Here is a 13,584-nt window from a genome sequence, read left to right as displayed (position 1 = left end):
AGGTCCATGAGATACGGCATCTGGATGTTTGTCCTGCTGCTTTGCGGTGTCCTGCTGAGCGGCTGCGCGTCCCGGCCTCCCGCGGCCATTGCCGATGTCCCCGAGGAGATCCCGGTGCTTTCGGTGGTGCGGGCCGACCCCGAGGGCTGGCAGGGACGGGAGGTGCGCTGGGGCGGCGTGATCGCCGCGGTGGAGAACCGTCCGGATCACACCCTGGTGGAAGTGGTGGCCAGACCCCTGGACGGGCGGGGGCGCCCCCGGGAAGTGGATGCGAGCGAGGGGCGTTTTCTGGCCCATGTCCAGGGTTTTCTGGACCCGGTGGTCCATGCCGAGGGCAGGGAGTTCACCGTCACCGGTCGACTGGACGGGGTGGTGCATCGACCCATCGGTGAGTACCGGTATGCCTTCCCCCTGGTCCGGACCATCGGCACCCACCTGTGGGCCCCGCGGCCGGTGCCGGTTCGCGATCCCTATTACCATTATCCGCCCCCCTTCCATTCTCCATTGTATGATCCCTGGTATCCCTTCCATCACCCCTATTACCGGCCATGGCGGTACTGATGATGCATGATGCCCTTGCCAGGAAAACGTCGCCCCGGGGAGTGCTCCCGTGGTGGCTGCCGATGTCGTTCCTGCTGTTCCTTGCCGGTTGCGCCACCGGCCCCCGTTTCGATGCCGGTGGGGTGGATGCCGACCTGACACCGGTGGCGGCGGTCCGGGATGCCGGGGTGCCGGCCGGTACCCGGGTGCTGTGGGGTGGAGTCATCGTCCATGCCCGCAATCTGGCGGACGTCACCGAGTTCGAGGTGCTGGGCTATCCCCTCGACCGCGGCCAGGGCCCCGCGACCACCCGCATGCCCCAGGGCCGGTTCCTGGCCCATGTTCCCGGCTATCTGGAGACCGTGGACTTCGAGCCCGGCCGGCGCCTGACCGTGACCGGCCGGATCGAGGGCACGGTATCGGGCAAGGTCGGGGAATCGCCCTACCTCTATCCCCTTGTGGCGGTGGAGGAATTCCACCTCTGGCCCCGGGAACTGGTCGCCCCGGCCCCTGCCGGTCCCCGCTTCAACATCGGCATCGGTGTGATCTTCAGGAACTGACCCGGCCCCATGGGCCGCCTTGCGGCTTGCGTTGCCGGTGCCTCCGGCGTCAATATCTCCCCCATGGACGCCTCCAAGGACAGTGGTCACCAGTTGTGGTTCACGCGCCGCGACGGCCGGGTCAGCGGTCCCCATCCCGGTCGCCTGGTATCCCGTTACCTGCTGTTGGGTCGCCTGGATATCGAGGATCAGATCAGCACCGACGGCGAGCACTGGAAGTGCATCGCCGAGCACCCCCATCTGGTGCCCGAGGAATTGCTGGATACCCACTCGCCGGAAGGCCGATTGCGGCTCCTGCAGGCCCGTCTGCGGGAGGATGAACGCCTGCGGGAGCGGCGCGCGCAGATGCCGGAAGGGGAGGACGAGGTGCCCCTGGAAGCCCGCGCAAGTCAGGATCGCCGTCGGCCCGAACCGGCCGAGATCCTGAGTTTCCGCCAGCAAAGGGCGGAGCTTCTGGAACGACCTGCCCGTGACCGTCCTCCCAGGCCCTGGGTGGTCTGGGGCGTGGGCGGGGTGCTGGGAGTGCTCCTGCTGGCCGGGCTGTGGGTGGCTTCGTCGGGGCGCGCGCCGCCCCCGCCGCCACCGGATTGTCTGGCCCCCGCCGCGCCCGGGGTGAACTGGAGTTATTGCCGTATGGTGGGGATCGACCTGCGCGGGGCCGACCTGAGTGGGGCCGTGCTCAGCAATGCGGACCTGCTTGCCGGGCGTCTGGAGCAGGTCCGCCTGGTCGGTGCGGACCTGAGCTATGCCGACCTGCGCCAGACCCGCCTCACGGACTCGGATCTGAGCGAGGCCCGACTCACCGGGGCGATCCTGGTGGAGGCCCGCCTGATCCGGGCACGACTGACGGGAGCGGATCTGAGCTATGCCGATCTGCGGGGTGCCGACCTGAGCGGGGCGGACCTCTCCGGCGCCAACCTCGGACGGGCGGTCTGGGTGGACGGCAGGATCTGTGCCGCCGGTTCCGTGGGGACGTGTCTGGAGCCCTGACTCGCCGAGGATGGTCTAACCCCGGTCACCCTGCTATGGTGACGACCCCGGCCCCGTCGGGGCCGTCTTCCGTTTCACGCCCTGGACACCCTGCATGGATCTTCAAGTCGCTTCTTCCGCGGATGAACCCCGGTTCACCCTGACCCTTGATGGTACCCGGATTACGGTATTGGGTACCGCCCATGTCTCCCGGGTGTCCGCCGATACCGTGAGCCGGTTGCTGCGGAGCGGGGATTTCGATGCGGTGGCGGTGGAGCTGTGTCCCAGTCGCCATCATGCCATTCTGGATCCGGACGCCCTGTCGCGGATGAATCTGTTCCAGGTGTTGCGCCAGGGCAAGGTCCCCATGGTGACCGCCAGCCTGGCCCTGGGGGCCTATCAGCAGCGCCTGGCGGAGCAGTTCGACATCGAGCCCGGTGCCGAGATGCGGGCAGCCATTGACGAGGCCCGTGCCGCTCACCTGCCCGTACTGCTCATCGACCGGGAAGTGGGCACCACCCTCAAGCGCTGCTACCGCAACGTCCCCTGGTGGCGGCGCATGAACCTGTTCACGGGCCTGATGGCCAGCGTGGTGAGCAAGGAAAAGATCTCGGAGGAGGAAATCGAGCGCCTCAAGCAGGGTGACGTGCTGGAATCCACCTTCACCCAGTTCGCCGAGGAATCCCGGGCCCTCTACACGCCCCTGATCCAGGAACGGGATGAGTACATGGCCGCCCGTCTCCGACAGGAGGCCCGGGAAGGGCAATACCGGCACATCCTGGCCGTGGTGGGGGCGGGTCATCTGCAGGGCATCCGCCAGGCCCTGGTCGGCACCGCCACTGAATCTCCGGCGGCGCTGATCCAGCGGCTGGATCAGGAGCCCCCCCCCGCCCTGTGGCCCAAGGTTCTGCCTTGGCTGATCGTGGCCCTGGTGATATCGGGCTTCATCCTGGGTTTCAGCCGTAATCCGGATCTGGGCTGGCAACTGGTGAGGGACTGGGTGCTCATCAACGGCACCCTGGCCGGCATCGGCGGCCTGATTGCCGGCGGGCATCCGATCACCGTGATCACGGCCGCCCTGGCCGCGCCGCTCACCTCCCTCAATCCCACCATCGGGGTCGGTTTCGTGGCCGCGGCGGTGGAAACCTTCCTGCGCAAGCCCACGGTGGGGGATTTCTCCCGACTGCGACAGGACACCGCCCACTTGCGGGGCTGGTGGAGGAACCGGGTTTCGCGGGTGTTGCTGGTATTCCTGTTCACGACCCTGGGTTCGGCCATCGGCACCTACGCGGCGGGCTTTCGCATCGCCGAGCGTTTGCTGGGGAGCTGACCCGACTATGGCGTGCCGGCGGCCCCGGGGCCGCCGGGTTCCAGGCGGCGCAGGGACTCCAGGGCCCGCTCCGCGCGGTTGATGTGCGCCTGCAGGTCCGGATGGTCGGGGCGCAGCTCCAGCAGGTTGCGCCAGGTTTCCAGGGCTTCCGGGATCTTGCCGTCCAGATACAGGCGCCGTCCCGTCTCCAGTCCCAGGGTCACCTCCGCATCCACCGCCTTGGCCAGTTCCCGACGCAGGCGTCGCACCGTGGCATCCCGGGGCTGGGCCTGTTCCAGTGCCAGCAGGTGACGCCGGGCCGCGGGCAGGTCGCCGGTTTCCATTGCACCCTCGAAATTGCTGAACAGCACTTGGGTGCGTTGTGCCCATTGGGCCTGCAACTGGGCCTGGTGGGCCCGCCGCTCAAGGGCCTGTTGCCGGGTCTGTGCGGCCTGGGCCGACTGCAGCGCCGCTTCCGCCGTTGCGTCGGGAACCAGGGCCTGGGACAGGCTCAGGGCTTCCACCGCAAGGGCAAGATCCGCTTCGTCCATGGCGGACAGGCCCAGTTGCAGCAGGCCCTCGGCCACCTGTCCGGTATCCTGTTGTGCCTGCGCCAGTGCCTGTCGTATCGACGGGTCGTCGGGATCGGCCCTCAGGACCTGCGCATAGAGGGGGGTGAGGGTGGTCAGGGCGCGCCCCTGGGACAGCAGCAGTCTGACCCGCAGGTGCTGGAGATGCTCCTGCTGTTCCTTGATGGCACGGGCCCGGGCCGCCTTGAGGATCTCGCTGTCGGGGCGCACCGCCAGCCCATGGTCGTAACTTGCCTGGGCCTGGGTCCACTGTTCCCGCCGCAGGTGTCCGGCCGCCTGCATCAGCATGGCCTGCTCCACGTGTCGTTCGGCCCGCTCCAGCCAGGCCCGCAGGGCGGCCCGGTCGGCATCATCCTCGTCCGCCGGCAGGACGGCCATGATCTCCCGCACCAGGACGATGTCGCCCCGTTGCAGGGCCAGTTGCAGGCGTTGCTCGGGGCTGTAGGGCTGGACCAGCACGATGGCGCAACCCGTCAGGCCCAGGGCAAGCAGCAACGTCACGAGGGTCCGTAGCAGGGTCATGAGGGGGATTCCCCGGTGATCAGCGCATGGATATGACGTTCCATCAGCGGGCGATGGGGTTCGCTCACGTCCTCGACCACGCAGGTATTGACCGGGGCCTCCTTGCCGCGCAGGGACAGATAGCCATGGGGTCGGGTGTGGAGGGCCCTTGCCAGCTCGGTGTCCTCCATCAGGGCCGCGGGGATGATGATCTGCCCCGGGTCTCCCGAACCCATCAGGCGAGCCGCCAGATTGACCGTGTCCCCCACCACCGTGTACTGCATGCGATCGTCCGCCCCCATGTTGCCCGCCAGCATGAGACCACTGTTCACGCCCACCCGGAAGCGCACCGGCAACTGACCGGCGGCGACCCGTATTCGGTTCAGCCGGGATACCAGTCGCTGCAGCATCACCCCGCAGGCGATGGCATGGAAACGGTGGTCCGGGTCTTCCTCGGTGACACCGAACACCACCATCACCCCATCACCCAGGAATTTGTCGATGGTACCCCGGTAGCAATGGGCGATGCGACTCACGTAGCTGAAATACTCGTTCAGCAGTCGTGCCACCTGATCGGGCGGTAGCTGCTCGGACAGGGAGGTGAAGCCGGCAATGTCGGCAAACAGTACGGAAGCTTCCACCTGATGGCCGCCCAGCTCCAGTTGATCCAGATTGTTCATGATCTTGCGCGCCACGCCGACCGAGACATAGCGGCTCAGCGCCCCTTCCACTTGGGATTTTTCCTCCAGTCCCCGGGCCATCCGGTTGAAGGCCGTCATCAGTTGTCCGATCTCGTCCCGGCGTCGGGTTTCCAGCCGATAGCGGTAATCACCGGCGCCGATGGCCCGGGTGGCGAGCATCAGTTGGTCGATGGGGCGGGAGAGGTGCTTGCCCATGAGAAAGGCGGCAATCCCGGCCAGCAGACTGATGATTAGGGTGGAGAGCGCGATGGCGGTGACGGCATGGCGGACGGCGGTGTACTGTTCCACCTGGCTGAGGGTCACCACCGCGCTGCCCAGACGGACATCCTGAAACCGGATGTCGCCCGCATAACCGGAGACCTGGGGGTGATGGGGGGGCGCCACCGGCTGGTCCAATGTCTCCGGGACCAGTCCCGAACGGGCCAGGGGATGACCGTCGCGATGGTAGACGGCGGCCCCCATGACTCTGGGGCTGCCGGCCAGATTGATGATCAGGGCATTCAGGGCCAGGCTGTCATCGGCCAGCACCAGTTCCCTGGAGGTTGCCGCCAGCTGTTCCACCATGGCCTGGCCGAAGCCGTCCATCTGTTCATGGAGCAGCCGGCTCTGCTGGTTGATGATCACCAGACCGAGCAGGGTCACGCAACCGATGATCAGCAGCGAAATGCTCAGGCCAAGCTTGTGGGCAACCGGTAGGTGAGCCGGCCGATATGCGGTGAGATGGCGCCTCAGCCTGAGGAGGGGAGATGCCATGGCAGTCTCGGATGCATGGGGTGGCGGTATGGATGGCGTGATGATATCACGGGTTTTGTTCCGGACAGGATGACTTGCCGATGCGCTGGGTTACACTCGGGGAGCAGCAGCGACGCCCCTGGTTGATCAATGACGGGATGATCTCATGACCCTGACAGAATTGCGTTACATCGTGGCGGTGGCACGGGAGCGGCACTTTGGCCGGGCCGCCGAGGCCTGTCATGTGAGCCAGCCGACCCTGAGCGTGGCGGTGAAGAAGCTGGAGGAGGAACTGGGGGTGATGCTGTTCGAACGCAGCAAGACCGAGGTGTCCATCACGCCGGTGGGCGAGGAAGTGGTACAGCAGGCCCAGCGCATCCTGGAGGAGGTGGATACCCTGGTGGATCTGGCCCGCCAGGGCAAGGATCAGCTGGCCGGACCCCTGCGCCTGGGCGCCATCCATACCGTCGGCCCCTATCTGCTCCCTCATCTGGTGCCGGAGGTGCACCGTCGGGCGCCGCAACTGCCCCTGATCATCGAGGAAAACTATACCTCCCGGCTGGCCGAGGGACTTCGGCAGGGGGATCTGGACGCCATTATCGTGGCGCTGCCCTTCGAGCAGCCGGGGGTGGTGACCCTGCCCCTGTATGCCGAGCCCTTTGTCGCCGTGCTGCCGGCGGATCATCCGCTGGCCCGCCGGCAGAAGCTGGACATTGATGAACTGGCCGAGGAGAACCTGCTGCTGCTGGGAGCGGGGCACTGTTTCCGGGAGCAGGTGCTGCGAGCCTGTCCCGCCTGTCATTCCGCGGTGACGTCGGGCAACCGCATTCAGCATTCGGTGGAGGGCAGTTCCCTGGAAACCATTCGTCACATGGTGGTGACCGGCATGGGGGTCACCATCCTGCCCTGTTCAGCGGCGGGGGCCGATCGCTATGCCCAGCACCTGCTGGCCATCCGGCGTTTCAATGACCCCGTACCCGAGCGCCAGGTGGCCCTGGCCTGGCGTAGCAGTTTCCCGCGCCCGCGTGCCATCGAGGTGATCCGGCAGGCCATCCTGGAGACCCATGTGCCCTGCCTGGAGCGTATCAGGGGCGTCGCCTGAGTCGGCTCAGTCCGCCCATTCGATCCGGTCGCGGCCGGTCTGCTTGGCCCGGTACATGGCTTGGTCTGCCCGCTGGAACAGGCTGTGGGGGGTATCTTCCTCCCGGTAGGCGGTCACGCCGATGCTGGCGGTGACCTCCACGTGGCCCCCGTCCCCCAGGGACAGGGGGTGGTTGCGGATGGCCTCATGGACGCGGGCGGCACCCTGGGCCGCGGCCTGGGTGTCGGTGCCGGCCATCAGGATGACGAACTCCTCGCCCCCGAAGCGGAACACCATGTCGCTCTTGCGGGTCACCTCTTGTAGACGCCGCGCCACCGCCATCAGCACTTGATCGCCGGAATGATGGCCGTGATGGTCATTGATGCGCTTGAAATGGTCCACGTCCAGCACCAGCATGGCCAGGGGCTGCGCGGTACGGCGGCACACGGCCAGTTCACGCTCCACGGCCCGGTTCATGGCGGCCCGGTTCTGCAGACCGGTGAGCGGGTCCGTCTGGGCGGCCTGCAGGGCTTCGTGATAGAGCAGGGCATTACGCAGCGGATAGATCAGCGCGGTCAGGGCCTCCTCAAGGGCGGCCAGCTCCGATTCCCGGAACTTGCGTCCCCGCAGCAGCCTGAGTTCTCCCAGTTCATGCTGATCCACCATCAGGTGGTAGCGGCAGCTGTGCCGGGACAGGCGCCCACGGCTCAGATGGATGCCCCGGTCTTCGCGGTCGAAGGTCAGGCCGTCGTGGGGAATACGCCAGGCGATGGAGTTGGAAAAGATATCCATCAGTTCGTCCAGGTCCAGGGTGGTCTGCAGCCGGTGCAGCAGCCTGGGGGTGTCGATCAGCTCGGCCGGGCCGGGGGGTGTGACGGGGCCACCCAGGAAACGCGGGGTCTTGACCACGGCATTGCCTGCCTGGTAGCGGGATTCAATCGGGGCCTGGATGATGTGACGGATCATGGGTCCTGTCTCGGCGCTGTTCCTCTGTGCAAACAGTTAAGCGAATTCCATGCCACTAATTGTTTTTAAGTAAAAACATATACTTGAGTTTTAAAGGTGGATGTGTGGCGGAAAAATGACGCCGCCGTGGGCCGGATTTTCCCCACCGGCGCCGGAAAGTCGTGCTGCGGTCCGCCCGGCCGGACTGATACACTCCGTCGCCATGCTCAGACTCGAACATCTCTCCCTGCGACGTGGCACCCGGGTCCTGATCCAGGACGCGGACCTCACCATTCACCCGGGCTGGCGGGTGGGCGTGACCGGCGCCAACGGCACCGGCAAGTCCAGCCTGTTTGCCCTGCTGCGGGGGGAACTGGCCCCCGATCAGGGGGAATGCAGTCTGCCCTCGGACTGGGTCATCGCCCATGTGGCCCAGGAAGTGGAAGGCAGCGAGCGCAGCGCCCTGGATTACGTGATGGACGGTGACGGCGAGTTGCGTCGACTACAGGAGGAACTGGCTCGGGCGCAGGCCGCCGGGGAGGGCACCCGGGTGGGGGAACTGCATGCCCGTCTGGACGCCATTGACGCCTGGACCGCGGAAAGCCGGGCCGGGCGGCTGCTCCATGGCCTGGGTTTCCAGCCGGGGGACGAACGGCGTCCCATGGCTTCCTTTTCCGGCGGCTGGCGCATGCGCCTGAACCTGGGCCGCGCCCTCATGTGCCGGTCGGACCTGCTGTTGCTGGACGAACCCACCAACCATCTGGATCTGGAGGCGGTGCTGTGGCTGGAACAATGGCTGGCCGCCTATCCGGGCACGTTGCTGCTGATCTCCCATGACCGCGACTTCCTGGACCGGGTGGTGACCCATGTGGCCCATATCGAACAGGGCGGCATCCGGCTCTACACCGGCGACTACTCCGCCTTCGAACTGGCCCGCGCCGAGGCCCTTGCCCGTCAGCAGGCCCTGCATGAACGCCAGCAGCGGGAAATCGAGCACATGGAGAAGTTCGTGGCCCGATTCCGGGCCAAGGCCAGCAAGGCGCGCCAGGCCCAGAGCCGCCTCAAGGCCCTGGAGCGCATGACCCGGGTGGCCTCGGTCCATGCGGACTCGCCGTTTCGCTTTGCCTTTCGTGAACCGGCGCGATTACCCGATCCCCTGCTGAAGCTGGATCGGGTGGCCGGCGGGTACGGCGGGACGGCGGTGATCCAGGCGGTGAAATTTTCCCTGCACCCGGGGGCTCGCCTGGGATTGCTCGGCCCCAACGGGGCCGGCAAGTCCACCTTGATCCGGATCATGGCCGGTGACCTGGCGCCCCTGACCGGCACCCGGGAACCGGCGCCCGATCTGGCGGTGGGATATTTCGCTCAGCACCAGCTGGAGCAACTGGATCCCCAGGCCAGCCCCCTGCTGCATCTGCAGCGCCTGGACAGCCGGATACGGGAACAGGAACTGCGCAATTTTCTGGGTGGTTTCGGTTTCGTGGGGGATCAGGCCCTGGCCCCGGTGGCACCTTTCTCCGGCGGGGAAAAGGCCCGGTTGGTGCTGGCCCTGCTGGTCTGGCAGCGACCCAACCTGCTGTTGCTGGACGAACCCACCAACCACCTGGACATGGAGATGCGTCATGCCCTGGAGCAGGCCCTGCAGGACTTCGAGGGGGCGGTGGTGCTGGTGTCCCATGACCGGCACATGCTGCGCAGTGTCTGTGATGAATTCCTGCTGGTGGCCGATGGCGGCGCGCAGACCTTTGCGGGCGACCTGGACGATTACCGGGATTGGCTGGCGGCCCGGGAGCGAACCCAGGGGGGCGGTGATGCCCGGGAGACCGGCGGCGAACAGAGCGCGGCGGCGCGCAAGGCGCGCAAGCGGGACGAGGCGGCGCTCCGGCAGCGGCTCAAGCCCCTGCGGGACCAGGTGAAGCGCCTGGAGCGGGAACACGAAACCCTGGAGCGGGAAAAGCAGACCCTGGATCAGTCTCTGGCGGACCCGGCGATCTATGAGGCATCCGCCAGGGAACGCCTGCAGTCATTGCTGGGCCGCCAGGCGGAAACCGCCCGGCGGCTGGCCGAGGTGGAATCCGCCTGGCTGGAGGCCTGCGAGGCCCTTGAGGCGGCGGCTGCGGATCTACTGCACGATGAAACCGGTGAAGTAAAGTCCATTGACGGCCGGTGAGCCGGTGTGCTCGGTCATGACCCGACGCAGGGTCTCCAGGGCCTCGGTACGCAGTTGCTCCCGGGCCGCGGCGGTCTGCACCAGCTCCGGGTCGCGGCCGCCGAAGAACAGGATCAGGTGATGCCGGATCACCGGCATGTGGTGTTCCACCAGTTGGGCCTCCTGTGCCGTCTCCACATAGAGCTGGGCATTGAGCTGTAGATACTGGGCCCGCCGGGGGTTGTCCAGGTTCACCACCAGGGCCGGCTGCAGGGGGATATAGCCCGGCCAGGTGGCTCCCCCGCCGGAGGGTGCGGCCCAGGCCGTCATGTGCCATCCCGTCAGGGCGATCAGCAGCAGGGCCGTGAGAAAAACGGTCGGCTTAGTTCTTTGGCGTCGCATGTCTTGAGCCTGTATGAAGAGCAGTGAGGGTCCCGGCCCCGGTCGATTCAGTGGCCGGGTCATGGGGTGGCGTCGTCATCGCCGGGAAAGATCACCGTGCGGCTTGGATCGATGCGCAGGATCTCGCGCCCCTGCTCCACGGGCAGCAGGTTGCGTCGGCCATCCAGAAAGGCGATGCACAGCCGCCCCTCCGCCAGGGCCGCTTGTTGTTCGGCCGTCACGTAGAGGTGCTTGATGGTGGTGCCCACCTGGAAATGATAGGCCACATCGGCTTCCTCCTTGTTCACCCGATGGGCGGCCACCAGTGTCCGTAGCTGCTGCTTGAGGGCGCGGGCATCGGGAGCGGCGCCGGCCCGAGGTGCCGCCGTCGAGGCCTGTTGTCTTCGGGGGGTGCCGGGAGGTGTCTGCTCCCGGGACTTGCCGGACCCGCGGTTCCGGGTCCGCGGGTCCCGGCGTCCGGGCCCGGCCCCATGGCCGCCACCCTTGCCCGGCTTGCCGTTGCGTGGTCCCCCGCGTTCGCCCTGACGGGGTTTGGGGGCCTTGGCCTGTTCGACCTGCTTGACCTGTTCTTCGGTGACCAGTCCGGCCTGGAGCAACTGCTCGCGGAGGCTCTGGGTCATGTCTTACTCCTTAACGTGCAAGATGCCGGGACCCCGCGGCAGCCTGGCCAACGGGTCCTGACGGTAGAATTGGCGGAATTGCCCGTAGACATCCGGACAGGATTGCGCCAGGGTCCAGGGTTCGGCAAAGAAATATTCGCTCATCACGGCAAAGAATTCACCCGGATCACTGGCCGCATAGGGATCCAGTTCCACCGGCTCGTCCCGGTCCAGCCGGGCATGGAGTTCATCGTAGGCCCTGCTCATGGCCCGGGTCCAGTCCTGGATGGACATTTCCGGGTGCAGGGGCGGCATGCCGTTGGCCACGCCGTTGCGCAGGTCCAGGGTATGGACGAATTCATGAATGGCCAGCGGCTCCCCCGCGGCCATCGCCGCCCAGGATAGCAGCACCGGTCCCCGTTCCCAGGCCTCGCCGCTGTAGGGGCTCTCGTCCAGGTGCAGGATGCCGTCATCGTCCATGATCTCCCGTCGGGGTAGGAAGTCGTCCGGATAGACGATGATGGTGGACCACTGGTCGTACCAGTCGATACCCAGCCGGAGGATGGGCAGGCACGCCTGCAGGGCGATATGCAGGGCCATGGCGGGCGTGATCTCCAGGCCATGGGCGCCATGGAGGTGCTTTTCGTCCAGGAACAGGGTGGCCAGGCGGCGCAGTTCCGCCCGCTCGGTACCATTGAAGCCGACGAGCATGGGCTGGGCCGCCAGCCCGGCATGCCAGAGGCTGTCCGGGATGGGCGCCCGGGCCAGGGTGCGGTGTCTGCGCCAGGATTTGAACAGGGGGATCATGCGGGGCTGCGCCAGGTCGGGGCGGATCAGGGGGGATTATGGCGTGTGGCACTGAAGTTTTCAGCCATGACCATAGTATGATGATGGGGTATTCAGGAAGGCCCCCATGGAGACGTCGACGTTGTACACCCACTGTGAAACACGCCTGCAGCAGATCCTGAACCTGGGCGGTGCCCGATGCCTGCGGGGTACCCGCATCGGTCTGGAAAAGGAGAGCCTGCGGGTGGACGCGGACGGCAGCATCGCCCGCACACCCCACCCCAGGGCGTTGGGATCGGCGCTGACCCACCCCTGGATCACCACCGACTATTCCGAAGCCCTGCTGGAGTTCATCACCCCGCCCTGTGACACCCCGGGCGAGGCGCTGGCCTTCCTGCGGGATCTGCACGCCTTCACCTATCCCCGCATCGGCACTGAATACCTCTGGGCCACCAGCATGCCCTGCGTGCTGGCGGGGGAGCAGGGGATTCCGGTGGCCCGCTACGGCGATTCCAACGCCGGGCGCATGAAGACCGTCTATCGTCTGGGCCTGGGGCACCGTTACGGCCGCCTGATGCAGGTGATCGCCGGGGTGCATTTCAATTTTTCCATGGGGGACTGTTTCTGGCCCATCTATCAGCAGGTACTCGGGGTGCCGGGCGAAGATGCCCGCCGGTTCCGCGACCGCGGTTATTTCGGCATGATCCGCAACCTGCAGCGCCTGGGTTGGTTGATCCCTTATCTTTTCGGCGCCTCTCCGGCGGTGTGCCGATCCTTCCTCGCCGGCAAGCCCACCACCCTGGCGGAGTTCGACGAGAGCACCTGCTATGAACCCTGGGCCACCAGCCTGCGCATGGGAGACATCGGGTATCAGAACCGCAAGGAAGAAGAAAGCGGCATCAAGGCCAACTACGACAGCCTGGAGGGCTATGTCCGTGGCCTGTCCCACGCCATCAATACCCCGTCGCCGGAGTATGCCCGCATCGGTGTGGAGGTGGACGGCGAATACCGCCAGCTCAATGCCAACATCCTGCAGATCGAGAACGAATATTACAGTACCGTGCGTCCCAAACCCCTGACGGAAGGGGATGAACGGCCCACGGTGGCCCTGGAGCGGCGCGGCGTGGCCTATGTGGAACTGCGTTCGGTGGACGTGAACGCCTTTGATCCCCTGGGTGTCAATGAGTCCCAGCTTCGTTTCCTGGAGGCTTTCATGATCCATGCCCTGCTGCTGGACAGCCCGCCCATCGGCGAGCTGGAGCGTTTTGCCATTGATCACAACCAGAGTGCCACCGCCCACCGGGGCAGGGACCCGTCGCTGCAGCTCATGCGCAATGATGAGCGGGTACCGCTGCGTGTCTGGGCCGCCGAGGTACTGGAGCAGATGGTGCCCTTGTGCCGGGTGCTGGATGACGGCCATGCGGAACAGCCCTATTCCCGATCCCTGGCGGAGCAACAGGCCAAGGTGGCCGATGCGGCGCTGACGCCTTCCGCCCGCATGCTGGCCCTGATGTGCGAGCACGAGCAGGGCTTCCACGAGTTTGCCCGGCAGATGTCCCTGGCCCATGCGGCCTGGCTGCGGGAAGCGGGGCTGGCCCCGGAGCGGGAGGCGATGCTGGAGGCCGAGGCCCGGGAGTCTCTGGCGCGGCAGCAGCGCATGGAGGCTGAGGATGACGTGTCCTTCCCCGAGTATCTGCGGCGTTATTTTCGATAGGCCCTT

13 protein-coding genes are annotated in these 13,584 nt (G+C 66.5%); 7 read left to right on the top strand and 6 right to left on the bottom strand.

Annotated features, from left to right (window positions below; genetic code table 11):
• Positions 1–6: 6 nt before the first annotated feature.
• The 4 genes from ACLF6L_RS13355 (at position 7) to ACLF6L_RS13340 (ending at position 3,399) form a co-directional block, all read left to right on the top strand.
• Entirely contained in the window at positions 7–561 is a 555-nt protein-coding gene (locus ACLF6L_RS13355; protein ID WP_412851865.1) for a Slp family lipoprotein, read from the top strand.
• A gap of 62 nt (positions 562–623) precedes the next feature.
• Complete coding sequence (locus ACLF6L_RS13350) at positions 624–1,100, top strand: Slp family lipoprotein (protein WP_412851864.1); 477 nt, start codon at positions 624–626, stop codon at positions 1,098–1,100.
• 9 nt (positions 1,101–1,109) lie between these two features.
• Positions 1,110–2,090 (top strand): pentapeptide repeat-containing protein, encoded by a 981-nt coding sequence (locus tag ACLF6L_RS13345; RefSeq protein ID WP_238616238.1) that lies wholly within the window; start codon positions 1,110–1,112, stop codon positions 2,088–2,090.
• A gap of 94 nt (positions 2,091–2,184) precedes the next feature.
• Entirely contained in the window at positions 2,185–3,399 is a 1,215-nt protein-coding gene (locus ACLF6L_RS13340; RefSeq protein ID WP_412851863.1) for a TraB/GumN family protein, read from the top strand.
• 5 nt (positions 3,400–3,404) lie between these two features.
• On the opposite strand, the gene ACLF6L_RS13335 is transcribed toward ACLF6L_RS13340, so the two are convergent.
• On the bottom strand, positions 3,405–4,490 hold the full coding sequence (locus ACLF6L_RS13335) for a hypothetical protein (RefSeq protein WP_412851862.1): 1,086 nt from the start codon (positions 4,488–4,490) through the stop codon (positions 3,405–3,407).
• Positions 4,487–5,923, bottom strand: a complete 1,437-nt coding sequence (locus tag ACLF6L_RS13330; protein WP_238616235.1) for an adenylate/guanylate cyclase domain-containing protein — start codon at positions 5,921–5,923, stop codon at positions 4,487–4,489. Before ACLF6L_RS13330 ends, ACLF6L_RS13335 begins: the two co-directional genes overlap by 4 nt.
• A 145-nt stretch (positions 5,924–6,068) precedes the next feature.
• On the opposite strand from ACLF6L_RS13330, the gene ACLF6L_RS13325 reads away from it, so the two are divergent.
• On the top strand, positions 6,069–7,004 hold the full coding sequence (locus tag ACLF6L_RS13325; protein WP_238616234.1) for a hydrogen peroxide-inducible genes activator: 936 nt from the start codon (positions 6,069–6,071) through the stop codon (positions 7,002–7,004).
• A 6-nt stretch (positions 7,005–7,010) separates the two neighbouring features.
• Here ACLF6L_RS13325 and ACLF6L_RS13320 read toward each other — a convergent pair whose 3' ends face one another.
• Complete coding sequence (locus ACLF6L_RS13320) at positions 7,011–7,949, bottom strand: GGDEF domain-containing protein (RefSeq protein WP_412851861.1); 939 nt, start codon at positions 7,947–7,949, stop codon at positions 7,011–7,013.
• 202 nt (positions 7,950–8,151) lie between these two features.
• On the opposite strand from ACLF6L_RS13320, the gene ACLF6L_RS13315 reads away from it, so the two are divergent.
• Positions 8,152–10,098, top strand: coding sequence for an ATP-binding cassette domain-containing protein (locus tag ACLF6L_RS13315; RefSeq protein WP_412851860.1), 1,947 nt, complete (start codon positions 8,152–8,154; stop codon positions 10,096–10,098).
• Here ACLF6L_RS13315 and fliL read toward each other — a convergent pair.
• The 3 genes from fliL to ACLF6L_RS13300 are packed head-to-tail and all read right to left on the bottom strand — an operon-like array spanning position 10,051 to position 11,885.
• On the bottom strand, positions 10,051–10,479 hold the full coding sequence (fliL, locus tag ACLF6L_RS13310; protein ID WP_238616231.1) for a flagellar basal body-associated protein FliL: 429 nt from the start codon (positions 10,477–10,479) through the stop codon (positions 10,051–10,053). The two genes, ACLF6L_RS13315 and fliL, sit on opposite strands and share 48 nt — an antisense overlap.
• A 59-nt stretch (positions 10,480–10,538) precedes the next feature.
• Positions 10,539–11,099, bottom strand: coding sequence for a DUF2058 family protein (locus ACLF6L_RS13305; protein WP_412851859.1), 561 nt, complete (start codon positions 11,097–11,099; stop codon positions 10,539–10,541).
• A 3-nt stretch (positions 11,100–11,102) separates the two neighbouring features.
• Positions 11,103–11,885, bottom strand: coding sequence for a zinc-dependent peptidase (locus tag ACLF6L_RS13300; RefSeq protein WP_238616229.1), 783 nt, complete (start codon positions 11,883–11,885; stop codon positions 11,103–11,105).
• Positions 11,886–11,991: 106 nt separating this feature from the next.
• On the opposite strand from ACLF6L_RS13300, the gene gshA reads away from it, so the two are divergent.
• Entirely contained in the window at positions 11,992–13,578 is a 1,587-nt protein-coding gene (gene gshA, locus ACLF6L_RS13295) for a glutamate--cysteine ligase (protein ID WP_412851858.1), read from the top strand.
• The last annotated feature ends 6 nt before the right edge of the window (positions 13,579–13,584 follow it).

The organism is Ectothiorhodospira shaposhnikovii (assembly GCF_047222355.1).
Lineage (GTDB): Bacteria > Pseudomonadota > Gammaproteobacteria > Ectothiorhodospirales > Ectothiorhodospiraceae > Ectothiorhodospira.
Note: the sequence above shows the minus strand (reverse complement) of the source record. Positions and strands in the feature narration are given on the sequence as shown.